The organism is Streptomyces sp. NBC_00569 (assembly GCF_036345255.1).
In the GTDB taxonomy this organism is placed as follows: domain Bacteria; phylum Actinomycetota; class Actinomycetes; order Streptomycetales; family Streptomycetaceae; genus Streptomyces.
Map to the genome: position 1 here is coordinate 1,121,732 of NZ_CP107783.1, position 23,030 is coordinate 1,144,761.

At 72.5% G+C, this 23,030-nt stretch carries 24 protein-coding genes; 15 read left to right on the forward strand and 9 right to left on the reverse strand.

The genetic code is table 11. The features are described 5' to 3' along the window. The first annotated feature begins 114 nt into the window (after positions 1-114). From OHO83_RS05240 to OHO83_RS05255, 4 genes are all read left to right on the forward strand, one after another. Positions 115-1,074: a dihydrodipicolinate synthase family protein gene (locus OHO83_RS05240; RefSeq protein WP_330278796.1), complete on the forward strand. Its 960-nt coding sequence runs from the start codon at positions 115-117 to the stop codon at positions 1,072-1,074. Continuing rightward, complete coding sequence (locus tag OHO83_RS05245) at positions 1,071-2,000, forward strand: ROK family protein (RefSeq protein WP_330278797.1); 930 nt, start codon at positions 1,071-1,073, stop codon at positions 1,998-2,000. Before OHO83_RS05240 ends, OHO83_RS05245 begins: the two co-directional genes overlap by 4 nt. Before the next feature lie 23 nt (positions 2,001-2,023). After that, complete coding sequence (locus OHO83_RS05250) at positions 2,024-2,716, forward strand: N-acetylmannosamine-6-phosphate 2-epimerase (RefSeq protein ID WP_266678415.1); 693 nt, start codon at positions 2,024-2,026, stop codon at positions 2,714-2,716. A gap of 95 nt (positions 2,717-2,811) precedes the next feature. After that, the gene (locus tag OHO83_RS05255; protein ID WP_330278798.1) at positions 2,812-4,293 is read left to right on the forward strand and encodes a sialate:H+ symport family MFS transporter; all 1,482 of its coding nucleotides are present in this window, start codon (positions 2,812-2,814) and stop codon (positions 4,291-4,293) included. A 19-nt stretch (positions 4,294-4,312) separates the two neighbouring features. Here OHO83_RS05255 and sigJ read toward each other — a convergent pair whose 3' ends face one another. Beyond that, entirely contained in the window at positions 4,313-5,239 is a 927-nt protein-coding gene (gene sigJ / locus OHO83_RS05260) for an RNA polymerase sigma factor SigJ (protein WP_266678411.1), read from the reverse strand. 145 nt (positions 5,240-5,384) lie between these two features. Here sigJ and OHO83_RS05265 point away from each other — a divergent pair, with 145 nt between their 5' ends. Then, entirely contained in the window at positions 5,385-5,852 is a 468-nt protein-coding gene (locus OHO83_RS05265) for a nuclear transport factor 2 family protein (RefSeq protein ID WP_329432305.1), read from the forward strand. Beyond that, positions 5,849-6,484 carry an LUD domain-containing protein gene (locus tag OHO83_RS05270; protein WP_266678407.1) on the forward strand — a complete coding sequence of 212 codons (636 nt, stop codon included), beginning with the start codon at positions 5,849-5,851 and terminating at the stop codon, positions 6,482-6,484. Before OHO83_RS05265 ends, OHO83_RS05270 begins: the two co-directional genes overlap by 4 nt. A 59-nt stretch (positions 6,485-6,543) precedes the next feature. On the opposite strand, the gene OHO83_RS05275 is transcribed toward OHO83_RS05270, so the two are convergent. Together OHO83_RS05275 and OHO83_RS05280 are read right to left on the reverse strand one after the other, a co-directional pair. Beyond that, entirely contained in the window at positions 6,544-6,945 is a 402-nt protein-coding gene (locus tag OHO83_RS05275) for a hypothetical protein (RefSeq protein WP_266678405.1), read from the reverse strand. 105 nt (positions 6,946-7,050) lie between these two features. Continuing rightward, positions 7,051-7,497 carry a MarR family winged helix-turn-helix transcriptional regulator gene (locus tag OHO83_RS05280; RefSeq protein WP_330278799.1) on the reverse strand — a complete coding sequence of 149 codons (447 nt, stop codon included), beginning with the start codon at positions 7,495-7,497 and terminating at the stop codon, positions 7,051-7,053. A 184-nt stretch (positions 7,498-7,681) separates the two neighbouring features. Here OHO83_RS05280 and OHO83_RS05285 point away from each other — a divergent pair, with 184 nt between their 5' ends. The 3 genes from OHO83_RS05285 (at position 7,682) to OHO83_RS05295 (ending at position 10,973) form a co-directional block, all read left to right on the forward strand. After that, complete coding sequence (locus OHO83_RS05285) at positions 7,682-8,851, forward strand: serine hydrolase domain-containing protein (protein WP_330278800.1); 1,170 nt, start codon at positions 7,682-7,684, stop codon at positions 8,849-8,851. 149 nt (positions 8,852-9,000) lie between these two features. After that, positions 9,001-9,381: a hypothetical protein gene (locus OHO83_RS05290; protein WP_330278801.1), complete on the forward strand. Its 381-nt coding sequence runs from the start codon at positions 9,001-9,003 to the stop codon at positions 9,379-9,381. 122 nt (positions 9,382-9,503) lie between these two features. Next, a complete protein-coding gene (locus tag OHO83_RS05295) occupies positions 9,504-10,973 on the forward strand; it encodes a SulP family inorganic anion transporter (protein WP_266678397.1) in 1,470 nt (489 codons plus the stop codon). 19 nt (positions 10,974-10,992) lie between these two features. Here OHO83_RS05295 and OHO83_RS05300 read toward each other — a convergent pair whose 3' ends face one another. Next, complete coding sequence (locus OHO83_RS05300; protein ID WP_266678395.1) at positions 10,993-11,601, reverse strand: TetR/AcrR family transcriptional regulator; 609 nt, start codon at positions 11,599-11,601, stop codon at positions 10,993-10,995. 123 nt (positions 11,602-11,724) lie between these two features. On the opposite strand from OHO83_RS05300, the gene OHO83_RS05305 reads away from it, so the two are divergent. The 4 genes from OHO83_RS05305 (at position 11,725) to OHO83_RS05320 (ending at position 15,846) form a co-directional block, all read left to right on the forward strand. Continuing rightward, complete coding sequence (locus OHO83_RS05305; protein WP_266678393.1) at positions 11,725-13,206, forward strand: cytochrome P450; 1,482 nt, start codon at positions 11,725-11,727, stop codon at positions 13,204-13,206. 145 nt (positions 13,207-13,351) lie between these two features. Continuing rightward, positions 13,352-13,582, forward strand: a complete 231-nt coding sequence (locus OHO83_RS05310) for a hypothetical protein (RefSeq protein WP_266678391.1) — start codon at positions 13,352-13,354, stop codon at positions 13,580-13,582. A 124-nt stretch (positions 13,583-13,706) separates the two neighbouring features. After that, positions 13,707-14,957, forward strand: coding sequence for a cytochrome P450 family protein (locus OHO83_RS05315; RefSeq protein ID WP_329432308.1), 1,251 nt, complete (start codon positions 13,707-13,709; stop codon positions 14,955-14,957). A gap of 109 nt (positions 14,958-15,066) precedes the next feature. Next, a complete protein-coding gene (locus OHO83_RS05320) occupies positions 15,067-15,846 on the forward strand; it encodes an arylamine N-acetyltransferase family protein (protein ID WP_330278802.1) in 780 nt (259 codons plus the stop codon). A gap of 133 nt (positions 15,847-15,979) precedes the next feature. Here the strand turns inward: OHO83_RS05320 and OHO83_RS05325 are convergent, their stop codons facing one another. From OHO83_RS05325 to OHO83_RS05335, 3 genes are read right to left on the reverse strand one after another with little or no spacing between them, the layout of a single operon-like run. Then, positions 15,980-16,762, reverse strand: a complete 783-nt coding sequence (locus tag OHO83_RS05325) for a nucleotidyltransferase domain-containing protein (protein ID WP_266678385.1) — start codon at positions 16,760-16,762, stop codon at positions 15,980-15,982. Further along, positions 16,759-17,346 (reverse strand): TetR/AcrR family transcriptional regulator, encoded by a 588-nt coding sequence (locus tag OHO83_RS05330; protein WP_443066094.1) that lies wholly within the window; start codon positions 17,344-17,346, stop codon positions 16,759-16,761. Before OHO83_RS05330 ends, OHO83_RS05325 begins: the two co-directional genes overlap by 4 nt. Positions 17,347-17,401: 55 nt before the next feature. Continuing rightward, complete coding sequence (locus OHO83_RS05335; RefSeq protein WP_330278804.1) at positions 17,402-18,883, reverse strand: MFS transporter; 1,482 nt, start codon at positions 18,881-18,883, stop codon at positions 17,402-17,404. A gap of 405 nt (positions 18,884-19,288) precedes the next feature. Here OHO83_RS05335 and OHO83_RS05340 point away from each other — a divergent pair, with 405 nt between their 5' ends. Next, on the forward strand, positions 19,289-20,215 hold the full coding sequence (locus OHO83_RS05340) for a Gfo/Idh/MocA family protein (RefSeq protein WP_330278805.1): 927 nt from the start codon (positions 19,289-19,291) through the stop codon (positions 20,213-20,215). Here OHO83_RS05340 and OHO83_RS05345 read toward each other — a convergent pair. Both OHO83_RS05345 and OHO83_RS05350 read right to left on the reverse strand, forming a co-directional pair. Further along, positions 20,183-21,106: a phosphotransferase family protein gene (locus OHO83_RS05345; protein WP_329432312.1), complete on the reverse strand. Its 924-nt coding sequence runs from the start codon at positions 21,104-21,106 to the stop codon at positions 20,183-20,185. The two genes, OHO83_RS05340 and OHO83_RS05345, sit on opposite strands and share 33 nt — an antisense overlap. A 161-nt stretch (positions 21,107-21,267) precedes the next feature. Then, the gene (locus OHO83_RS05350; RefSeq protein ID WP_329432313.1) at positions 21,268-21,561 is read right to left on the reverse strand and encodes a hypothetical protein; all 294 of its coding nucleotides are present in this window, start codon (positions 21,559-21,561) and stop codon (positions 21,268-21,270) included. A 231-nt stretch (positions 21,562-21,792) separates the two neighbouring features. Between OHO83_RS05350 and OHO83_RS05355 the strand changes: the two genes are divergently transcribed. Further along, complete coding sequence (locus OHO83_RS05355; protein WP_330278806.1) at positions 21,793-23,004, forward strand: DUF4032 domain-containing protein; 1,212 nt, start codon at positions 21,793-21,795, stop codon at positions 23,002-23,004. Positions 23,005-23,030: the final 26 nt, after the last annotated feature.

Sequence of the window (23,030 nt, forward strand, 5' to 3'; positions counted from 1 at the left end):
CCTCTACCCCTTGACCGCCCCCGCAGGGTGCGACTTAAGGTGACGCCAGGACGTAGGACGTCTTATGTCTGACGCCCTACCCCCTCTGAACCGAAGAGAACCCGGAGCGCCGCCATGCCCCTGACCGCACCCCTGCGCGGGGTCGTCCCGCCCGTCTGCACCCCCCTCGACGAGACGGGTGAGGTGGACACCGCCTCCCTGGCCCGTCTCGTCGAGCACCTCGTCGCGGGCGGCGTGCACGGACTGTTCGCCCTCGGCTCGACCAGCGAGGTCGCGTATCTGACCGACGAGCAGCGTGCCGTCACCCTGCGGACCGTCGTGAAGGCGGCGGCGGGACGGGTCCCCGTGCTCGCCGGTGTCATCGACACGACGACCGCGCGCGTCGTCGCCCACGCACGCGTGGCCGCCGACCTCGGCGCCGACGCCCTGGTCGCCACCGCGCCCTTCTACACGCGCACCCACCCCAAGGAGATCGCGGGCCACTTCCGCACCCTGCACGCGAGCGTGGACCTGCCGCTGTTCGCGTACGACATCCCGGTCGCCGTCCACAGCAAGCTCCCCGCGTCGCTCGTGCGGGAGCTCGCCGAGGACGGCACGCTCGCCGGCCTCAAGGACAGCAGCGGCGACGAGGGCGGGCTGCGCCGGCTGCTCGTCGAGCTCGGCGGCCGCGACGGGCGCACGGACGGGCCCGCCCCGCACTTCTCCGTCCTGACCGGATCCGAACTCACCGTGGACTGCGCCCTGTTGGCCGGCGCGGACGGCGTCGTCCCCGGCATCGGCAACGTCGACCCCGCCGGATACGTGCGCCTCTACGACGCCGCGCTGGCCGGTGACTGGTCACTCGCCGCCAAGGAGCAGGAGCGTCTCGTCGCGCTGTTCGGCATGGTCGACGTGGGACCCGAGGCCGACATGGGGCGCAGCTCGTCCGCGCTCGGCTCGTTCAAGGCGGCGCTGCGCCTCCTCGGAGTCATCGAGTGCGGCGACACGGCGTTCCCCCAGATCCAGCTCGGTGAGGAGTCCGTCGCCGAGGTCGCGCAGCATCTGCGGGCCGCCGGGCTCGCGCCGGTCCGATGACGGTCACAGGTCCGGCGATCGGCCTCGACCTCGGAGGCACGAAGATCGCCGCCGCCCTCGTCGCGCCGGACGGCACGGTCCTCGCCCGGCACACGCGGGCCACGCCCGCGGCCGACGGACCCGAGGCCGTGCTCGACGCGCTCGCCGCCGCGGCCCGTTCGGTCGACGGCGGCAACGCCCCCGGTGTCCTCGGGGTCGCCGCGGCCGGGGTGATCGACCCGGTGACGGGCACCGTCACCAGCGCCACGGACTCGATCCGCGGCTGGGCCGGCACGGCACTGGCCGCCGGCCTCGCGGCCCGTACGGGCCTCCTGGTCGCGTGCGACAACGACGTACGCGCGACGGCGGCCCCCGAACTGGCCGCCGCCGGCGCGGGAGCGTCCCTCGTCTACGCGGCGATCGGCACCGGTGTCGGCGGCGCCCTGGCCGTGGGCGGGCGCATGGTGCACGGAACCGCGGGCATCGCCGGTCATCTCGGCCATGTGCCGAGCCCCGAAGCGGCGGGACTTGCCTGCACCTGCGGCGGCACGGGACATCTGGAGGCCGTCGCCTCGGGGCCGGGGATCGCCGCACTGTACGGACGGCTCACGGGCCGGCCCGTGGACCGCCTGGAGACCGTGGCCGAACGGGCCGCGTCGGGTGACGAGCCGGCCGTGCGCGCCATCGTGACCGGCGCGGTCGCCGCGGGCCGGGTTCTGGGCGGTCTCGCCAACACGCTGGGGCCCGACCGGGTCGTCGTCGGCGGCGGAGTGCCGCACATCGGGCCCCTCTACTGGGACGCGCTGACCGAGGCGTTCGCCGCCGAACTCATGCCGCCCCTGGCCCGGCTCCGGCCGTCGAGGCCCCTCTTCGGGGCCGACGCCGCCGTCATCGGCGCCGCGCGCCTGCCCACCCAGGTCCCGCTGCACGCGCCGCCCCCGTCCTGACCATCCCTTCCCTGGAGCCCTCGATGAACGACCCCGCGCCCTCGTCCCCCGTCGCCGGCCTGCTCGACGGCAGGCTGATCGTCTCCTGTCAGGCACCGCCCGGAGATCCCATGCGCGACACCGGCACCCTCGTACGGCTGGCCCGGGCGGCCGCGGCCGGCGGGGCGGCCGGGATCCGGGCCAACGAACCCGAGGTCGTCGCCGCGATCTCCGCCGCCGTCGACCTGCCTCTCATCGGGCTGTGGAAGGACGGGGACACCGGCGTCTACATCACGCCGACCGTCCGGCACGCCTTGGCCGTCGCCGAGGCGGGTGCCCACATCGTCGCCACCGACGCGACCGCGCGCCCCAGGCCCGACGGCGGCACGTTCGCCGACGTCGTGGCGGCGGTGCACGCCGCCGGGGCCCTGGTGATGGCCGATGTGGCGACCCTCGACGAGGGCGTCGCCGCGGCCGCCGCCGGCGCGGACTTCGTGTCGACCACGCTGTCCGGCTACGTTCCCGGCTCCCCGCGCCAGGACGGTCCCGACCTCGATCTGGTGGCCGCGCTCTCGGCCGCGCTGGCCGTCCCGGTCGTCGCGGAAGGCCGTATCAGCACCCCCGAAGAGGCCGCGCTGGCGCTCGCGCGGGGTGCGCACAGCGTCGTCGTCGGCACCGCGATCACCGCACCCACCGCGCTGACCTCGCGCTTCGTGACCGCGCTCCCCCGTACGTAGTTCCCGCTCACCCCCTCTCCCCCACTCAGGCCGTACCGCACCCCACACCGCAGACGGGACTCGACGGCGAGTCCTTCCGGCATCCTGGAGTAATCGTGCACACCACAGCCAAGCCACCGCTCCCCTGGTACCGCGAGGTGAGCCGGACCCAGTGGAAGGCGTTCTTCGCCGCCTGGATCGGCTACGTCCTCGACGGGTTCGACTTCGTCCTGATCACCCTCGTGCTGACCGAGATCAGCTCGGACTTCGGCCTGAGCACCGTGCAGGCCGCGAGTCTGATCTCCGGCGCGTTCATCACGCGGTGGCTCGGCGGAGCGGTCCTGGGCGCGCTCGGTGACCGGTACGGCCGCAAGCTCTCGATGGTCCTCAGCATCCTGCTGTACTCCCTGGGCACGTTCGCGTGCGGCTTCGCCTGGGACTACACGAGCCTGTTCGTGGCGCGCCTCGCGATCGGGATGGGCATGGCCGGCGAATACAGCGCCAGCGCCACGTACGTCATGGAGAGCTGGCCCACACGCGTGCGCAACCGGGCCAGTGGCTTCCTGATCTCGGGCTTCTCGATGGGCTCGGTGCTCGCCGCACAGGTCTACAACTGGGTCGTGCCCACGCTGGGCTGGCGCTGGATGTTCTACGTGGGCCTCCTCCCGATCGCCGTCGCCCTGTGGATGCGGCGGGCGCTGCCGGAGGCGGCGGACTGGAACGAGGCGGTCGGCAAGCAGGCGGCGAAGGAGCGGCCGAACCCGTTCCGGCCGCTGTTCGCCACGCCCGCCAGGGCGACGGTGAACGTCGTCCTCGCCGTGGCCGCCACCGTGTCGTTGTTCGCCGTCTTCACGCCCGCCGGCGACGGGCTCGTGCCCGTGCTGTCCGTCGTGGCCGCGGCCGCGCTCATCGCGTTCGCCGTGCAGCTGGGCGGGCGCAGGAGCTGGCTGCTCTACGTGTCGATGATCGTGACGATCTTCTTCGCGTTCCTGTACTCGTGGCCGATCCAGGCGCTGCTGCCGACGTACCTCAAGACCGAGCTGGGCTACTCGCCGGAACAGGTCACCGACGCGCTGTACTTCGCGGGCTTCGGCACGATGGCGGGCTGCTGGCTCGCGGGCTTCGCCGGTGACCGGATGGGCACGAAGAAGGCGTACGCGCTGACGCTGCTCGCCTCGCTGGTCTTCGTCTTCCCGGTGTTCGCGGTGCGCGACAACCTTCTCCTGCTCGGCGCCCTGCTCTTCGTGCTCCAGGCGACCAGCTTCGGCATCTCCGGGCTGCTGCCCCGGTACATCGGCGGTCACTTCCCCACCGAGAACCGCGCCGCGGCGCTGGGCTTCACGTACAACGTGGGTGCCCTCGGCGGAGCCGTCGCGCCGGTGCTCGGCGCGCATCTCGCCGCGGGCATGGACCTGGGGCGCGCCCTGGCCGTGCTGACCTTCGCGGGGACGGTGATCGTGGTCCTGCTGGTCGGCTTCGACGTACCGGGACGCCTGAACCGCCTCACCGACCCGGAGGGCACCGTCGACCACCTCGCGGAAGCGACACCGGAGGCGTCGTCGGCGTCCTCCGATGCGGTCCCCGCGGCGACCCGCTGACACACGGTCCCTGCCCTCGTCAGCCCTCTGTCCAGGGGCGCAGCTTCTCCGGGTTGCGTACGGCCCAGATGTGGGTGATCCGGTCGCCGGAGATGCGAAACGCGAACACGGTGACGGTGACGCCGTCCTGCTGGGCGACCAGGCCGGGCCGGCCGTTGACCGTGCGCTCCAGAAGCGTCAGGTCGGGTGCCAGGCGGGCGACGTTGAGATAGGCGTGGGCTACCCGTTCGCGGCCCGTGATCGGCCGGCGGAGGGCGCCGACCAGGCCCCCGCCGTCGGCGATCACGGTGGCGTCGGGGTCCAGAAGGCCCACGAGGGCGCCCACGTCCTTCGCCGCCCAGGCCAGTTTGAACTCCCGGACGATGCCGGCCTGCGCGGTCGTCGGCCCGGCGGGGGCCTGCGCGTCGCGGATGCGGCGGCGGGCCGAGGAAGCCAGCTGACGGCAGGCCGCCGGCGTGCGGCCGACGATCTCGGCCACCTCGGCGAACGCGTAACGGAAGACGTCGTGAAGGATGAAGGCGACGCGTTCGGCCGGCGTCATGGATTCCAGTACGACGAGGAAGGCCATGTCGACCGACTCGTCGAGGGTGATCCGGTCCGCCGGGTCCGCCGCGCCGCCGTCGGTCCACTCCCGGCGCTCGGGAAGCGGCTCGGGGATCCACTCGCCCACGTAGCGCTCCCTGCGCGCACGGGCGGAGCCGAGCAGATTGAGGCAGATGCGGCTCGCGACCGTCGTCAGCCAGGCGCCGGGGGAATCGATGGCATCCCGTTGCGGCCGGTCCATGCCGTACCAGCGGACGTACGTCTCCTGCACGACGTCCTCGGCGTCGGCCAGCGAGCCGAGGAGCCGGTACGCCAGATCGGTCAGCTGGCGCCGCTCGCTCATGATCGCGTCAAGGCCCGGATCGGGCCGCTGACCGTGTGCCGTCTCGGATCGGTTGGCCATGATGTCGCGCACTCCCTTTCCTCGGCCTCGTACGTGCCCTCCATCTGATTGACGGGACAGCCCTTCGGAATGTGACGTCGTTCCCGTCGCCTCACATTCCGGAGGGCTGCGTTGTCGTAAGAGGCATACGGAACGGAGGAAGCCGATGACCGACTTTCAAGCGATTGCCGACCGCGTGGAGATCGAGGCGCTGCGCGGCGAGTTCACCGACGCGGCGATGATGCGCGACCGCGCCCGCCTCGCGTCCCTGTTCACGGAGGACGGCGTGCTGCGGATGCCCGACGTCCCCATCGAGATGAACGGCCGGGAGGAGATCCGCACCGGGGGCGAGCGGCTCCAGGCCCAGTGGGACTTCTTCGTGCAGAACACACATCCGGGCGTGATCCGCATCGACGGCGACAGGGCGACCGGCCGCGCCTACATGCAGGAGATCGCGCGCATGAAGAGCGGTTTCCAGGGCCTCAACTACGCGATCTACCACGACCGTTACCGCCGCACGGACGACGGCTGGAAGTTCTCCGAGCGCGTCTACGAGATCAGGTACTTCGACACCACCCCGCTGACGGGCTCGGCACCGGCCGGGGACCCCCGCACGCCCAAGGAGGCACGATGACCGTCTCGACTCCCGCCACACTGTTCACCGGCCCGGCGTCCGCGGACCGCTTGGAGCGGGCGGCAGCCGCGCTGGCGGCGCACGGCTTCACCGTCGAGATCCTCGATGACGCCGCCGCGGCGCGCACCCGTGTCCAGGAGCTGATCCCACGGGACGCCAGTGTGTTCACCACGGCCAGCGAGACGCTGCGGCTGTCCGGCATCGACGACGACATCAACACCAGCGGCCGGTACCGGGCCGCCGTCAAGCCCCGTGCGGTGACCATGGACCGGGCCACCGAGGCGGACGACATCCGGCGCCTCATCGCCGTCCCCGACGTCGTCGTGGGCAGCGTCGCCGCGCTCACCGAGACCGGCTCCCTCGTGGTGGCCTCGGCCAGCGGAAGCCAGTTGCCCGCGTACGCGGGTGGCGCCGGGCGCGTGATCCTGGTCGTCGGGGCGCAGAAGGTGGTCCCCGACCTGGACACCGCGCTGCGCCGCCTCGAGGAACACGCCCTCCCCCTCGAAACCACCCGCGCCCTGGAGGTGTACGGCCGGCCCAGCGCCGTCAACCAACTCCTGGTCCTCCACGCGCAACCCCTCACGGGCGGCCAGGGAATCGTCCTGCTGCTCCGCGAGGCGATCGGGTTCTGAACCGACGCCTGACGCGGCCTCCCCCGGCTCACGCCGGGGGAGGCGCAAAGCGCTGGATGTCAGGCCGTGACGTCGATGTACGTCGAGGGGCCGTAGCTGGATCCGCTGACCGGGGTGACGTACATACGGACGGTCCTGCCCTCCTTGAGGTCGCCGCCCTTCCACGGGCTGCAGTAACCGGCCGTGTGGCCGCGGGTGTCGACGCGCCGGTCCATGATGCCGTCGTAGTTGTAGTCGAGCGCGGTCTCGATGCCCCAGCCGTCCGACTTGGTGTCGCACGCGCGGATCGCATCGCCGGGGATCGAGCCGTCCGGGTCGGCGTTCCACGTGGCGCTGCCGGCGCCGCTGGGCGCGTAGATGGTGACGGTCCCGGCCCAGGCCTGGCCCTGCAGTCCGACGACCAGACCGATCGCGCAGGCGCCGGTGGCGAGTGCTCTGATCACGGTGCTTCGGGTCTTCATGATGTCCCCTCCCCTTGCCGGCGGGCCGGTGCCCGCCGACGCTCGGGAGGAGAATGCCATACCTAGATCAACTCCGGGAGACGGGACGGCCGTTCCCCGTGCCGCTCACTTCTCCACCAGGCGCTCCATGAGCGCGGTGGCCTCGGCGAGCGTGCGCAGTTCGGCCTCGTCGAGCTCGCCGGCCAGGGCCTGGACGAGCCACCCGTGCTTGGCCGCCCGGACCGAGGCGAGGGTGCTCCGGCCGCTCTGCGTGATGGCGACGACGGACTGACGGCCGTCGGCCGGGTCGGGCGTGCGCGCGACGAAGTCCCGTTCCTCCAGGGCGGCGAGGGTGAGCCGCATCGACTGGGGCCGCACGTACTCGGCGCGCGCGAGCGCGGCCGTGGTGGCGGGGCCCTCTCCGTCGAGGCGGGCCAGTACCGTCCGCTGCGTCGGGGTGAGGAGGCTGTCGGGCGACGCGGTGCGCAGTCGCCTGAGCAGGCGTCCGACCACGGTGGAGAGATCGGCGGCCACCTGTTCGGCGAGCGGCTCGTCCGCGGGTTCTCGCTGCATGGCCTCACCGTAGAAGGCCGACAGGCGGCCTTGCAATTTCACCCCTTTCGCCGGACGGGCCTGCGCGGGAAAACCATCGGCCGTCGCCCCTCTTCCCGCTGGTCCGACCAGTCGGTATGTTCACCTCCTGCGGGACCCGTCCCGACATTCGCCCCGCCTCGCCGCTTCGGCCCACGGAGATCCCATGACCCAGCACGCGCCCGGCATCCAAGGACACTGCGACGCGCGCTTCGACGCCGTCCGCGCCGCCTTCGAGGAGAACTTCGACGAGCGCGAGGAGCTGGGCGCGGCCGTCACCGTCCTGGTCGACGGCGCGCCCGTCGTCGACCTGTGGGGCGGCTGGGCCGACGCGGCCCGCACGCGCGCGTGGGAGCGCGACACGGTCGTCAACGTGTGGTCGACGACGAAGGGCCCGACGGCTCTGTGCGCCCACATCCTCATCGACCGCGGCCTGCTCGACCCGGACGCGCCGGTCGCCACGTACTGGCCGGAGTTCGCCGCCGCAGGCAAGGAAGGCGTACTCGTACGTCATCTGCTGTCGCACCGCGCCGGGCTCGCCGGGCTGCGTGAGCCGCACTCCCTGGAGCAGCTCTTCGACTGGGAGCTCACCACGTCCCGGCTCGCGGCGCAGGAGCCCTGGTGGGAGCCCGGCTCGGTCTCCGGCTACCACGCGCTGACGTACGGGTTCCTCGTCGGCGAGGTCGTCCGGCGCGTCAGCGGTCTGCTGCCGGGCGCGTTCCTGGAGCGCGAGGTGACGGGACCCCTCGGCATCGACTTCACGATCGGACTTCCGGACAAGGAGGCGGGCCGCGCGGCGGAACTGGTGCACCCGCGCGCGCGGGCCACCAGCGAACAGGCCGCGATCTTCGCCCAGTTGGCCCCCGCCGCCCTCGCCGCCCTGACCAACCCGGTCGCCGGCGCGTCGGAGGCGAACACCGCGGCATGGCGCGCCGCCGAGATCCCGGCCGCCAACGGTCACGGCACGGCGCGCGCCGTCGCCGCGCTGTACGCGATCGTCGCGGGCAAGGGCCGTCTCGGCGACCGGCAGATCCTGTCCCCGGAGGGCGCCGAGCGGATCCGTGAGGGTCAGGGCAGCTGCCGTGACCTCGTCCTGGGCGCCGGGTTCACGCACGAGACGGAGCTGAGCCTCGGGCTCTGGCTGAGCGGACCGAACGGCTCGTACGGGCCCAACCCGCGCGCGGTCGGACACGACGGCTTCGGCGGCTCGTTCGGATCGGCCGACCCCGAGTCGGGTGTCGCGATGGGCTATGTGATGAACCGGATGGGCCCTCATATCGCCGACGACCCGCGCAAGATGGCCCTGATCAGCGCGGTGTACGACGCTTTCGGCTGAGATCCGACCGCCGGAAACCGGCCACCACGCGCCGTCCTGCGCGCCCTTACCGCCGCGCAACCTTACGGTAACCACATGGGCAGTTCGCCAGGCTAACCTGCTGACCGCCCAGGAGGATCACACGGCGACGCGATCAGGAGGCCGACCGGATGGCGCGGGGCACGACGACGACGACGAGGGCCTGCCTGATGGCCCTCACCGTCGGCATGCTCGTCCTCCAACTCCTGGTCAAGGGCGCCCACTCCGCGTCCGCGCACGCGCCGGTGACGCACGCCGGCGGCCCGGTCGCCGCCTGCGACGACACCGAGCTGCCCCGGAGCGCGTCCCACCACTACCTGCCGCGCGACCGGTACCGCGCGGAGGAGTACGTGCCCGACGGCACCGTGCGCGGGGCCGTGTGCCCGTGGCAGGTCCAGGCCGGGGACCCGGGTGTCGCGCCGACGGCAGGCGCCGGCGAGAGGTCCCCGCACCGCCAGCCGAGACGGGCGGCCGACTCCCTCCCCGTCATACTCCAGGTCTTCCGCTGCTGAGAGCGCGCGCGGGCAGGAGCAGTTCCCCCGCGTCTTCGGCGCACCCTCCTGCCCGCCTCCCGTGACACTCCGCACGTGTAGGACTACGCGCCCCGCACGGGGCGCGCTGGAGGTATGCGCTCGTGAAGCGTTTGGTACCGCGGCAGGACTTCGCCGCGTCTCTCGTCGTGTTCCTGGTCGCCCTGCCGCTGTGCGTGGGCGTGGCCGTGGCGTCCGGCGTCCCGGCCGAACTGGGCCTCGTCACCGGCATCGTGGGCGGTCTGGTGGCCGGCTCCATGCCCGGCAGCAGTCTTCAGGTGAGCGGGCCCGCGGCCGGGCTCACCGTGCTCGTGTACGAGGCCGTGCAGGCGTACGGCCTGCCGGTGCTCGGCGTCATCGTGCTCGCCACGGGGCTGCTCCAGCTCCTCATGGGCAGCCTGCGCCTGGGCCGCTGGTTCCGGGCGATCTCCGTGGCGGTCGTCGAGGGCATGCTCGCCGGGATCGGCCTCGTCCTGATCGCCGGGCAGCTCTACGCGATGGCCGGCACCCCGGCGCCCGCGTCGGGCATCGGCAAACTCGCCGGGCTGCCCGGCCTGTTGATCGACTCGGCCACCTCACCGAAGGCGCTCACCGCGCTCGCCATCGGCGTGGGCACGATCGTCGTGCTGCTCGGCTGGAAGCGGCTGCCCAAGGCGGCCAAGGTGGTGCCCGCACCGCTCGCCGCGGTGGGGCTCGCGACGCTCGCTGCCGCCGGGTTCGGGCTGCCGGTCGCACGGGTCGAGGTGCAGGGTCTGATCGAGTCCGTACAGCCGCCCGGCGCCGACGCGTTCGGGCAGCTCGTGAGCGTCGGGGTCGTCGGCACCGTCCTCGCGTTCACCCTCATCGCGTCGGCCGAGAGCCTGTTCAGCGCGGCCGCCGTCGACCGGATGCACGACGGGCCGCGCACCTCGTACGACAAGGAACTCATCGCGCAGGGCGCCGGCAACACCGTGTGCGGGCTGCTCGGCACGCTGCCGATGACGGCGGTGATCGTGCGCAGCGCCGCCAACGTCCAGGCAGGCGCCCGCACCAAGGCGTCCCGGGTCCTGCACGGCGTGTGGCTGCTGCTGTTCGCGGCGCTGCTGCCCGCCGCGCTCGGTGTGATCCCGGTCGCCGCGCTCGCGGCCGTCCTGGTCCACGCGGGCGGCAAACTGATCCCCGTACGGCAGATCGCGGGGCTGTGGCGTGAGCACCGGGGTGAGGCGCTGGTGCTGGTCGTCACGGCGGTGTCGATCGTCGCGGTCAGCATGTTCGAGGGCGTGCTCGTCGGCCTCGCCCTCGCGGTGGCCAAGACGGCGTGGGAGGCCTCGCACGTGCGGCTCGACGTCATAGACAAGGGGGCCGGGCCGATCCAGGTGTATCTGACGGGCAACGCGACGTTCCTGCGGCTGCCGAAGATCCTCGACAGTCTGGAGGCGCTGCCGCAGGACCGGCCCGTCGTGCTCGACCTGTCCGGTCTTCACCACCTCGACCACGCCTTCGGGACGGCGCTGCGGAACTGGGCGGACCGGCACAGCGGCGCCGGCACGGAGCCCGTCAAGGTCACCCCGGGCCAGGCCACTCCAGGAGGCTGAGACCGGCCCCAGCGGGGCCCTACGGCGTGATCGCGCCGAGCAGGGCCCGCGCGCACAGGTCGCGCACCTGATCCCGTGACAACTCCGGCTCGTCGAGCCACTCGAGGCACACGGCCACCATGAAGGCCAGCCAGCCGCGTACGGCGAGCCGGAGCACGGGGGACTCGCCGTCGGCATGCGACCGGTCGGGGTCGGCCGCGAGTGCCTCGACGATCTGGCGCTCCTGCGCGGCCAGTCCCTGCCGGTACACCTCGCGCACGGCCGGGTCGCCCGCGGCCTCGGCCCGGTGGAAGGCGCGGAAGCCCTCGCTGTGGGCCTCCACATACCCGAGGAACGTCTCCAGGCCCACGGCGATCTGGTCGCGCACAGGGATCCCGGGAACGGCCGCGGTCAGGCGCAGCATCCGCTCGCTCTCGCGCTGGACGACGGCGGCGAAGAAGTCCCGTTTCGTCGGGAAGTAGTGGTAGAGGAGCCCGCGCGAGACGCCGGCGATCTCGGCTACCTGCTCGATCCAGACGTCGTCGTACGTGCTCTGCGCGAACAGCCGCGCGCCCACGCCGAGCAGCTGCTCACGACGCTCCTCGGTGCTCAGCCGGCGGCGCGTGCGCTCCGGCTCCCTGGCGGCCATGGAAGCACCTTACCCGCATTACTTGACGTGAATTCAATAGCGGGACCACACTGGGGAGCGTATTGAACCCACGTATAACAACGGTCGGGTACAGGCACTCTCTACGTCCAACAGGTGGGGATCATGGCTCAGTTGACGCGGCCGGCGACGGACTCGAAACCGCCGAAGGGCTTTCGCAGTGCCGAGCTCGGCTGGCCCGGGCTCGACCGGATTCCGCACCCGACACGCCGCGTTCCCCTCGTCGGCGACGTCCTCGGCGCGAATGTGCGCACGCCGGTTCAGGACTCGATGCGGATCGGCAAGGAGCTCGGGCCGGTCTTCCGCCGCAAGGCCTTCGGGAACGAGATCGTGTTCGTCTGGGGCGCGCGGTTCGCCGCCGACATGGCGGACGAGTCACGCTTCGCCAAGCATGTCGGCCTGGGCGTCGCCAATCTGCGGCCGGTGGCCGGTGACGGCCTGTTCACCGCGTACAACCACGAGCCCAACTGGCAGCTGGCGCACGACGTGCTCGCTCCCGGTTTCGGCCGCGAAGCCATGGAGGGCTACCACTCGCTGATGCTGGATGTCGCGGGGCGCCTGACAGCGGCCTGGGACGCCCGGGAGGCGGCGGGCCTGGCCGTGGACGTGCCCGGCGACATGACGAAGCTGACCCTGGAGACGATCGCGCGGACCGGTTTCGGCCATGACTTCGGGTCGTTCGAGCGGGAGCGGCCGCACCCGTTCGTGAGCGCCATGGTCGGCACGCTGTCGTTCGCGCAGCGGCGCAACGTCGTGCCGCCGGCGCTCGCCCCCCTGTTGCTGCGAGGCGCCGAGCGGCGCAACGCCGCGGACATGGCGTACCTGAACCGGACCGTGGACGACGTCGTCGCCGCGCGGCGGGCCGCGCCCGGATCGTCCTCCGCCGGGCAGAGCGACCTGCTCGACCGCATGCTGGAGGTCGCCCACCCCGACACCGGGGAGCGCCTCTCCCCCGAGAACATCCGGCGCCAGGTCATCACGTTCCTCGTCGCGGGCCACGAGACGACGTCGGGGGCACTGTCGTTCGCGCTGCACTATCTCGCGCACCACCCCGACGTCCTCGCGAAGGCGCGCGACGAGGTGGAGCGGGTGTGGGGTGACGCGGACGAGCCCGCCTACGAGCAGGTGCCCAAGCTCCGCTACCTGCGCCGCGTGCTCGACGAGTCCCTGCGGCTGTGGCCGACGGCTCCGGCGTTCGCCCGCGAGGCCACCGTCGACACCACGCTCGGCGGGATCCACCCGATGCGCAGGGGCGCTTGGGCGCTGGTCCTGACATCGCTCCTGCACCGCGACCCGGAGGCGTGGGGTGACGACCCGGAGGCCTTCGACCCGGACCGCTTCGCTCCGGCGGCCGTGCGCTCGCGCGCCCCGCACGTATTCAAGCCGTTCGGCACCGGGGCGCGCGCGTGCATCGGCCGCCAGTTCGCCCTGCACGAGGCGACGTTGGTGCTCGGTCTGCTGCTGCGCCGCTACGACCTGCACCCCGAACCGGGCTACCGGCTGCGCGTCGCGGAGCGCCTGACGCTGATGCCGGAAGGCCTGCGGCTCAACCTGGGACGCCGCGCGAAGGTCCCGACGACGGACTGAGTCCGGTCGGCCGGGATCGACGACCGAGCACCCCGAGCACCCCCTCTCAACCCTCGCGTCGAAGGCGAATTGTCAGACCCGTGCGCAAGAGTGGAGGCACATGTCTCCACATCCACGTCTTCGCCGAGCTGAGGGGCCCATCGACATGAACGCGACCAGGAATGCCGAACTCGCCGCGGCCCAGGCCTGCCTGCGCCTGCTGCACACCGCGCGTGCCGCGCTGACCGGATGCGAGCCGGCGACCGCCGCCTCGCTGCTCGCCCTGCCGATCGCGGAGGCCGACGCGGCCCTGGACAGGGCGGGACTCGCGGGAAACGAGGCCTGGCTGCTCGAGAAGCTGTACGACTTGGGAACGGAGACGCGTGTTCATACGTGAGGTAGGTGTACTCGTCCGTAGGTGAGGTGCGTGCGTTCGTCCGCAGGTGGCGTGCGCGCGTCCGATTCCTGCGTCCCCGCGTTCCCGCGTCCCCGCGTTCCCGAGACCGTTCAGGAGAGCTCCGTTGACGATCCCACCCGTGGTACCGCACCGTATCGACCCGGCCGGTGGCTGCCCGCACGCGGCGAACGCGCGACTGCTGGACCGGGGCGCCGTCGCCCCGGTCCTGCTGCCCGGCGACGTCGAGGGCATGGTGGTCCTCGGCCACGACGCCCTCAAGGACTTCCTCGCGCACCCCGATGTCGCCAAGAGCGCCCGGCACTTCACCGCGCTGAGCGAGGGCCGCATACCCGACGGCTGGCCGCTCATGACGTTCGCGACCGTGCAGGGCATGACGACCGCGGACGACGAGGACCACCGGCGGCTGCGGTCGCTGGTGAGCCGGGCGTTCACCGCGCGCCGCGTCGAGGCCCTGCGGCCACGCGTCGAGGAGCTGACCGGCGAGCTGCTCGACGGGCTGGAGGCTGCCGTGACGGAGGGCGAGGACATCGTGGAGCTGCGGCGGCGGTTCGCGCTGCCGCTCCCGATGAGCGTGATCTGTGAACTGCTCGGCGTGGACGAGGAGTTCAGGGGCCGGCTGCACCATCTGTCGGGCCAGGTCGTGGCCACCGACATCGGCCCGCGCGAGGCGGTGGCCGCCAACCGTGAGCTGGTCTCCGTGCTCGCGGCGGTCGCCGCGTCCCGGGCGACCCGGCCGGGCGACGACCTGACGAGCGCGCTGATCGCGGCACGCGAGGAGGACGGCGACCGGCTGAGCGAGCAGGAGCTGATCGGCACCCTGCTCCTCATGATCATCGCCGGGCACGAGACGACGCTGAACCTGATCACGAACGCCGTGCGTGCCCTGTGCGCCCACCGCGACCAGCTCGGCCTCGTCCTGTCGGGCGCGGCGTCCTGGACCGATGTGGTGGAGGAGACGCTGCGCTGGGACAGCCCCGTCAGCTACTTCCCGTTCCGCTACCCGAAGCGGGATCTGACGGTGGACGGGACGGTGATACCCCGGGGCACTCCGGTGCTCGCGGGCTACTCGGCGGCGGGGCGTGACGGGAGCGCGCACGGCCCGGACGCGGACCGCTTCGACGTCACGCGCGCCTCGGCGGCCCGCCATCTCTCACTGGGCCACGGCCCGCACTACTGCCTGGGGGCGCCGCTCGCCCGTCTGGAGGCCACCGTCGCCCTGGAGCGCCTGTTCACCCGTTTCCCCGATCTCGATCTGGCCGCGCCCGACGCGGAGCTCGCGCGTAAGGCGGGTTTCGTGGGCAACAGCGTCGACCAACTCCCGGTTCGGCTGCGGCCGGTGGCCGGGGCGGCCTGACGGACGCCTCCCCAGGGTTTCTGGTCCGCTGGTCCTAGGCCGCGCGACCTGGGCCGTTACGGTCCCTCCGACCGTGGCCCAGATCCGCCCGGCCCGCCAGACTGGCCGTATGGACGCCTCACGTACCGACGCCTATCTCCGCCGCATCGCGACACCGCACCCCGCGGCGCCGACCGCTCTGGCGCTGCGCACCCTGCACCTCGCGCACCAGCGGGCGGTGCCGTTCGAGAACCTCTCGATCCATCTGGGTGAGGAGATCTCCATCGACGAGGAAGCGATCGTCGCCAAGCTCGTGGACCGCCGTCGCGGCGGGTTCTGTTACGAGCTCAACGGCGGCTTCGCGGCGCTGCTCACCGCGCTGGGCTTCGAGGTGTCCCTGCTCCAGGCCCGGGTGTACGGCGAGGAGGGACACCTCGGCATCCCGTACGACCATCTCGCCCTCCGCGTCCGCACCGTCGACGGGGCCGATCTGCTCGCGGACGTCGGCTTCGGGGCGCACAGCCACTTCCCGCTCGACTTCGGTGAGCGCGGTGAGCAGCGGGATCCGGGTGGCGTCTTCCGGATCGCCGAGACGAAGGAGGGCGACCTGCGCGTGTCCAAGGACGGGGCACCGGAGTACCTGCTCGAGCAACGCCCGCGGGAGCTGAGGGACTTCGAGGTCGGCCGCTGGTACAACTCCACGTCGCCGCGGTCCCCGTTCACGCGGTCGCTGGTCTGCTCGCTGGTCACGGACGAAGGCCGGCTTACCCTGAGCGGCCGCACGCTGAAGACGACGGCCGGCGGCGAGCGCCACAGCACGGAGCTCACGTCGGACCGGGAGGTGCTCGACACCTACCGCGAATCGTTCGGCATCGAGCTCGACCGGCTGCCGACGGATCCGACCACCTGAATCCGGCACTCCGCCCCCGGCTCTCCGGCTCTCCGACTCGGCGCCGCTCCGGCACTCCCCTCGGCGTCGCTCCGGTCCTCTCCAGCACACCGCCCCGGTCCTCCGGCTCGGCGTCTCTCCGGTACGCCGGCTCTCAGCCGTCGGTGGTGTGCGCCGCGACGGTGCGGTCGAGTGCGGGGGCGAGCCAGTCGAGGGTGAGCTCTGCCCGCCGCGCGAGCCACTCGGGGTCGGCGTCGGCCGGGCCGTCCTCGTACCGGCGCCGCCTGATGTCCGCCACGACGTCGGCGGGCGCGCCGAGGTCGGTGAGGACGTCGAGGGCTTCGGCCTTGCTGATGAGGGTGCCGTCGCGCAGGGTGACCGTGGCCCGGGCCAGGACCATCAGGCCCAGGTCGACCCAGACGTTCTCCAGCCACAGCTCGGGGCGTCCGGTCCTGGGCCTCCAGTAGCCGGCCAGGTCGGCGAGGATGTACTCCCTGAGCGTGTGGTCGTCCACCGGCGGCAGGATGCCCGCGATCGGATCCCCATGGAGAACGAGACCGAATGTGTGGAGTTCACGCCGGGTGATGGGCGTGACCGTGCGGGCGTAGGCCTCGCGGTGGGCCCAGGTGAAGTGCGTACGGTCAGGGTCGTCGAGGTCGCCGTGCGGCAGGTAGGAGCAGTGGAGGTGCGCCGCGAGGGGCAGTTCGGCGTCGATTCCCTCGTGCAGGATGGTGAGCCGTGTCTCCTCGTCCGGCTTGAGCGGGTGCGGGACGACGGCGACGAGGTCGAGGTCGCTGCGCCCTTCCTGGTAGTCCCCGCCGGCGAGCGACCCGTGCGCCCACAGCGAGAACGGGGCGGCCAGCGCCTCCCGGAGCCCGGTCAGAAAGCGGGCGAGCAGGTCGGACGTGGCCGCCGGATGTTCCTCCGCTGTGGTCATTCGGCCAGTGTGCCAGGAGTCAACTGGGCCTGTACGGCTGGTCCGTAGCGTTCGGTGATCTCTTCGATGGGCGCGGAGCGCACATGGGGGCCACGCGCGATGCCGTACATGACGCCGAGCCCGAGAAGGAGGGAGACCGCCAGTTCGGCGCGCAGGCCCGCGTCCGGTCCGTGCAGGCGCTCGGCGAGGCGGTCGCTGACCTGGGTACGGAAGTTGGCGCGGAGGATGTCGCCCTGTTCGCCGTGCAGCGGGGCGAACACGATGCGCAGGATGGGGTCGGCGCCGTGCGTGGACTGGCCGGTGAGGAGGTGTCGCACCATGTGCCGGCCGAGGTCCTCCACAGGCGCGTCGAGGAAGGTCTCCACGTCCGCCTCGAAGTTCATGACCTGGGAGAACAGGGCGTCCTTGTTGCCGAAGTACTTGAGGATCAGCGGGGCGCTGACCCCGGCGCGCTCGGCGACGGCCTTGAGGGTGATGTCGGTGTGCGCGTGCCGGGCGAGGAGGTGGCGGCAGGCGCGGATGATGGCGGCCTTGGTCGCCTCGGCGTCACGGCGCGCCGGCCCCGGACGGTGGTCGTCGGTCACGCCTGAGGCGGACCGCTCCTCGGCGGAAACGGTCGGGGCCGGGCTCGTCACGGGGTCACGCTCCTTCGAGGGCCTTGTCCGGCCGGCCGGTCGTGCCGCCGACGGACCTGCGCCCTCCATTGTCCGCGGCGTCGGCGGGCACGGTGAACGCCACCGCTATGACCACGAGGGCGACCGTGCCCGCCATGACGAAGGCCATCTGATAGCCGCGCAGTGAAGGGAATGCGGCGCCGGTCGCGTGGTGGACGAGGATCGCGGCGACCGCGGCGCTGGAGACTGCCTGGCCGATGGTGCGCATCAGGACGTTCACGCCGTTCGCCGACGCGGTCTGGCCCGCGGGCACGGCCCGCAGGATGAGGGTGGGCAGCGCCGAGTAGGCGAACGTGGTGCCGGTCGACACGATGGCGGCGCCCAGGACGATCACCCACAAGTCGCGGCTGTCGGCGATGCGGACTGCATAGCCGAGCGCCATCGCGGCGCCGCCGATGGCGAGGCTCACGCGGGGGCCGCGCGCGGCGGAGACGCGGGCCGACACCGGCGAGAGGAGGAGCATGATCACGCCGTTGGGCAGCAGGCACAGGCCGGTCTGCACGATGGAGAGGCCGAGCCCGTAGCCGCTGGACCTGGGCGCCTGGACGAGCTGTGCCGTGACGAGCGAGTTGGCGTAGAAGGCGAATCCGGCGATCAGGGCGGCGAGGTGCGGCAGGCCGACGCGGCGGCCGACGGCGAGCCGGAGGTCCACCAGTGGACGCTCGGCCCGCAGCTGCTGCCACGACCACAGCGCCAGGATCACGACGGCTCCGGCGAACAGGCCGACCACGCGTGCGCTGCCCCAGCCCCACTGGCCGCCCTGCGACACGGCGAGCAGCAGGCAGACCAGGCCGCCGGCGATCCCGGCCGCGCCGAGTGTGTCGAACCGGCCCGGTTCGCGCACGGGCGACTCGCGCACGGCCCAGCAGGCGAGGGCGAGGCCGAGCACGCCGAGGGCGCTGGTCGCCCAGAACATGACGTGCCAGTTGGCGTACTGCACGATCAGGGCGGCGAGCGGCAGGCCGAGCGCGGCGCCGATCCCCACGGTCGAGCTCATGAGGGCGACCGCGGATCCCGTGCGGTGGGGCGGGAGTTCGTCGCGCAGGATGCTGATGGAGAGCGGGACGACCGCGGCGGCCGCGCCCTGGAGCGCGCGGGCCGCGATCAGGACGCGGATGTCGGAGGTGAGCGCGCACAGCACCGACCCGCCGGTCATCAGGCCCAGCGCGAGCAGCAGGACGCGCCGCTTGCCGTACATGTCGCCCGCTCTGCCGAGCACGGGGGTGAGGACGGCGCCGGCGAGGAGGGTCGCGGTGACCGTCCAGGAGACCGCGCCGGGTGAGGCTCCGGTGAGCCGGGGCAGGTCGGGGAGCAGCGGGACCACGACGGTCTGCATGACGGCCATGAGGATGCCGCCGAAGGCGAGGACCGGGATCGTCAGCCGGCCGCGCAGACCGGGCAGCGGGGTTGCTTCGGGGCGTATGTCGGGATTTATCGCGGGCTCCATGAGCGCTCCGGTGGACGCCTCGAGGGCGGGGGCGGGAGGTGGGGTGAATTTCTATTCACCTACATGGTGAATCAGTATTCACCAGAGCCCTCGTATCTGACCAGAACGTACGGACAAATCCCTGCACACCTGACACAACCCCCGACATGCCGCGGCGCCGGCCGGCTCTCTCCTGCCGGCCGGCGGTCTTCTGCCGGTCGGCCGTCTTCTGCCGGTCGTCTCGGTGGCGCTGGGCGCCGCCGTGCTCGATGAGGGCCTTTCGGTGCGGGTGGTGGCAGGGACGGCGGTCGTGCCGGCCGGCGTGGGGATGACGCGAAAGGCCTCCGCCCGTAAGGGGACGCGCGAGGCCTGAGGGGCGGCGGCCGCTCCTGTTCCCTCCGCCGCACGCCAGCCATACTGCCGACCATGACTTCTGCTGCCACCACCCTTCGCGTCGGACTCGTCGGCACGGGCACCTGGGCCTCGAACACACACGCCGCCGCTCTGAGCGCCCACCCGGGAACGGATCTCGTGGGCGTGTGGGGGCGCAGGCCAGAGGCCGCGGCCGAGGTCGCCGCCGCTCATGGGACGCGGGTCTTCGAGGAAGCCGACGCGCTGTTCGCGGCGTGCGACGCGGTGGCGTTCGCAGTGCCGCCGGACGTGCAGGCACCGCTCGCCGCGCGGGCCGCCGCCGCGGGCTGTCATCTCCTCCTCGACAAGCCGCTGGCCACGTCGGTGACCGCGGCCAGGGAGGTCGTGGACGCCGTACGGGCCGCGGGGGTCGCGTCCGTCGTGTTCTTCACCCTGCGCTTCGCGACCGTCACGTCGAACTGGCTGGCCCAACAGGCAGGCGAGGGAGGCTGGTTCACGGGCCGGGCCGACTGGTACGGGTCCCTGTACACCCCCGGCGACACTTCGGAGCTGACCGCGTCGCCGTGGCGGGTCGGGCGCGGCGCCCTGTGGGACGTCGGCCCGCACGCCCTGTCGGTGCTGCTCCCGGTGCTCGGGGACGTGACGTCCGTGACGGCTGCGCGGGGCCCGGCGGACACCGTGCATCTGGTCCTCGCGCATGCGTCGGGCGCGTCCGCCACGGCCGCGTTGAGTCTGACCACTCCGGCGAAGGCGGCGGGCGTCGACGTGGCGCTGCGCGGGGAGTCCGGCATCGCGTCCATGCCGACGGGCGGCGCGTCGGTGGACGCTTTCGGTGTGGCGGTCGACGCGCTCCTGGAGTCCGTGCGCACGGGCCGGCCGCACGCCTGCGACGCCGCCTTCGCGCTGCGCGTCACAGAGATCCTCGCGACGGCGGAGGCCCGCCTCGCGTCATCCGGCGGAGAACCAGGCCCCGGCGAGTGAGTCGAACGTCGACTCCGGCGGCGCGGGCAGTTCCCGCAGGTACCAGGGCAGATTGCTGTACACGTGCAGGAGTGTGTACGCCGTCACGGTGCGGGGCTCGAAAGCCCGCCCGTAGGCCTCGGTGAAGCGGGTCATCAAGCGCGGGTCGGCCCGGGTGACGAACAGGCCGACGGCCACGAAGTCGTAGGCCGGGTCTCCGATCATGGCGGGCTCGAAGTCGAGGAGTCCGGTCAGAGTGCGGTTCCGGGCGTCGACGACCAGGTGCTGGCGCATGAACTCCGTGTGCAGCAGTACGCGTTCGGGCCCGGCCGGCAGCTTGACGGAGTCGAGGAAGGCGGGGATCTGCTCCGACCAGCCCTCCGCGAGGCCGTGTTCGCGCTGCCGCTGTACGGCGGCGGCGCGCTGCTCGCCGACGAACGTGCCCCAGTCCCCCGGGCCCACCGCTCCGGCGAGGGGCGTGGGGTCGAGGGCGTGCAGCGCGGCGAGGCACGCCCCGGCCTCCGTGACGAGGCGATCCTGGTCGGCGCGCGGGATGCCGGGCCAGGCCACGGCCAGGTCCTCGCCGGGCAGCCGGGACATGAGGATGTAGCGCCACCCGTTCTCGTACGTGCCCGCGGAGCGGACCTCGGGGGTGGGTACGGGAAGCCGGCCCTCGAGGTGGGCGAGGACCCGGGCCTCGGTGACGCCGCCCTCCGCCGAGGCCGCCGGGAACAGCTTCAGGACGTGCTCGTCACCGACGGCGTAGACGGGCAGGGAGCCCGCTGCGTAGCGCGTGAGCGGGAGGCCGGTGAGGCCGAGCCGGGCGCAGAGGTCGTCCGCTCCCCGCCGCATGACCGCTTCGTCGGGGACCGCGGCGTCCCCTTGCTCGTCGGTTTCCACGAGGGGCAGCATGGCCCGCACCCTAGGACGGCGCCCGGCGGGCCTCAACGGGATTTCGGCGCCCTGGTCGCCCCGCGTCAGCATCGGCAGCAGCAGGGCGGCCGACCAGCTGAAGTTGGGTGAGTTGAGCGGGGCTCCTGTCGTCGGGGCGTAGTTGTCGGCCGGACCGAGTCCTACGCCTTCACCGTCGCCGGGACCGTGCTGGGGTTGTTGTCCTCGTCGTCGCCGGGCAGGGAGGCGGTCGGGGTGCCGCGCAGGTCGGCGTCGACGGTGGCGCCGTACTCGGCGAGGCCGTTGTGGCATCCCTCACGCAGGAGCCTGTCGACCTGAACTCCTGGCGCGGCGGGGCAGACCGAGCACGACGGGATCAGGCCGTCGATCTCCTGCAACCGGTTCACCGGCGCGGTCCCGCTGTGGACCGGCACCGCCTCGAAGGCACAGGCCCGCGCCGTGCGCGACAAACGCACGGACCCGGAAGAGTTCGCGACGGCCGTGCCGTTCCCGACCGTGCCGAAGAGGACTGGAACAGCGGCATGCACCGGATCCTGGAACACCTCAAGGACTGAGCCCGCGTCCGGGGCGGCGCGGGGCAGGCCCCCGCGAAGTCCTGGGGCCGGACCGCCCCCGGTCTTGACTCGCGCCGCCCCTTCGGGGTCCGATCCCCTGGACCCGCCGCACGACCCAGGGACTGTGACCGCATGACTCTGCAGATCAGCGCCACCAACCCCGAACACCCGGCCCTCCTCCTCGAACTCCCCTGGCATGTCCCCCTGGAGGAGTGGCCGGAGAAATACCTGGTCCCGCTCCCCCGCGGCATCTCGCGCCACGTCGTCCGCTACGCCCGTGCGGGCAGCGAGGTCGTCGCCGTGAAGGAACTCGCCGAGCGGCCCGCGGTGCGCGAGTACGAACTCCTGCGCACCCTCGACCGTCTCGCGATACCCGCGGTCGACCCGCTGGCCGTGGTCACCGGCCGCACGGACGCCGAGGGCGCGCCTCTCGAACCCGTCCTCATCACCCGCCACTTGGGCGGCTCGCTCCCCTACCGCTCCATGTTCGAGACGACGATGCGACCCGGCACCGTGCACCGCCTGATGGACGCCCTCGCCGTCCTCCTCGTGCGGCTGCATCTGGCGGGGTTCGCGTGGGGGGACTGCTCGCTGTCCAACACCCTGTTCCGGCGCGACGCGGGCGCGTACGCCGCCTACCTCGTGGACGCCGAGACCGGGGAGCTGCACCCCCGGCTCAGCGACGGGCAGCGCGCGTACGACATCGAGCTCGCCCGGGTCAACATCAGCGGCGAGATGCTCGACCTCGAGGCGTCCGGCGCCCTGCATCCGTCCATCGACCCGATCGCTTTCGGCACGGAGATCGGGGAGCGCTACGACGCGCTCTGGACGGAGCTGACGCGTACCTCCGTCTACCCGGCGGGCAAGCACCACTACATGGAGCGCCGCATCCGCCGCCTCAACGATCTGGGCTTCGACGTCGCGGAGATGCAGATCTCGCACGCGGACCAGGGGGACACCGTCACGTTCGTGCCGAAGGTCGTGGACGCGGGCCACCACCAGCGCCAACTCCTGCGCCTCACGGGCATGGACGCCGAGGAGAACCAGGCGCGACGGCTCCTGAACGACCTGGAGAGCTGGATGGCCACCCAGGACGACTACGCGCCGGGCGATCCTCTGGGGGCGCGCGCCGAGGTCCTCGCCCACCGCTGGGTGCGCGACGTGTTCCGGCCGACCGTGCGCGCGGTACGCGACCACGTGCCGGACCGGACGGACGCGGCCGAGCTCTACCACGAACTGCTCGAACACCGCTGGTACCTGTCCGAGCGGGCGCAGCACGACATCGGGCTCGACGCGGCGGTCGAGGACTACGTCAAGAACATCGCCGGCCGGTCGCGGCCCTGACCGCGCCCGCTCCGAAGATCGCCGGG

Bases quoted from the DNA above. Each gene is read 5' to 3' on its own strand.
- OHO83_RS05240 (WP_330278796.1), top strand. From the start codon at position 115: ATGCCCCTGACCGCACCCCTGCGCGGGGTCGTCCCGCCCGTCTGCACC.
- OHO83_RS05245 (WP_330278797.1), top strand. From the start codon at position 1,071: ATGACGGTCACAGGTCCGGCGATCGGCCTCGACCTCGGAGGCACGAAG.
- OHO83_RS05250 (WP_266678415.1), top strand. From the start codon at position 2,024: ATGAACGACCCCGCGCCCTCGTCCCCCGTCGCCGGCCTGCTCGACGGC.
- sigJ (WP_266678411.1), bottom strand. From the start codon at position 5,239: ATGGCCAACCGATCCGAGACGGCACACGGTCAGCGGCCCGATCCGGGC.
- OHO83_RS05265 (WP_329432305.1), top strand. From the start codon at position 5,385: ATGACCGACTTTCAAGCGATTGCCGACCGCGTGGAGATCGAGGCGCTG.
- OHO83_RS05270 (WP_266678407.1), top strand. From the start codon at position 5,849: ATGACCGTCTCGACTCCCGCCACACTGTTCACCGGCCCGGCGTCCGCG.
- OHO83_RS05275 (WP_266678405.1), bottom strand. From the start codon at position 6,945: ATGAAGACCCGAAGCACCGTGATCAGAGCACTCGCCACCGGCGCCTGC.
- OHO83_RS05280 (WP_330278799.1), bottom strand. From the start codon at position 7,497: ATGCAGCGAGAACCCGCGGACGAGCCGCTCGCCGAACAGGTGGCCGCC.
- OHO83_RS05285 (WP_330278800.1), top strand. From the start codon at position 7,682: ATGACCCAGCACGCGCCCGGCATCCAAGGACACTGCGACGCGCGCTTC.
- OHO83_RS05290 (WP_330278801.1), top strand. From the start codon at position 9,001: ATGGCGCGGGGCACGACGACGACGACGAGGGCCTGCCTGATGGCCCTC.
- OHO83_RS05300 (WP_266678395.1), bottom strand. From the start codon at position 11,601: ATGGCCGCCAGGGAGCCGGAGCGCACGCGCCGCCGGCTGAGCACCGAG.
- OHO83_RS05305 (WP_266678393.1), top strand. From the start codon at position 11,725: ATGGCTCAGTTGACGCGGCCGGCGACGGACTCGAAACCGCCGAAGGGC.
- OHO83_RS05310 (WP_266678391.1), top strand. From the start codon at position 13,352: ATGAACGCGACCAGGAATGCCGAACTCGCCGCGGCCCAGGCCTGCCTG.
- OHO83_RS05320 (WP_330278802.1), top strand. From the start codon at position 15,067: ATGGACGCCTCACGTACCGACGCCTATCTCCGCCGCATCGCGACACCG.
- OHO83_RS05325 (WP_266678385.1), bottom strand. From the start codon at position 16,762: ATGACCACAGCGGAGGAACATCCGGCGGCCACGTCCGACCTGCTCGCC.
- OHO83_RS05335 (WP_330278804.1), bottom strand. From the start codon at position 18,883: ATGGAGCCCGCGATAAATCCCGACATACGCCCCGAAGCAACCCCGCTG.
- OHO83_RS05340 (WP_330278805.1), top strand. From the start codon at position 19,289: ATGACTTCTGCTGCCACCACCCTTCGCGTCGGACTCGTCGGCACGGGC.
- OHO83_RS05345 (WP_329432312.1), bottom strand. From the start codon at position 21,106: ATGCTGCCCCTCGTGGAAACCGACGAGCAAGGGGACGCCGCGGTCCCC.
- OHO83_RS05355 (WP_330278806.1), top strand. From the start codon at position 21,793: ATGACTCTGCAGATCAGCGCCACCAACCCCGAACACCCGGCCCTCCTC.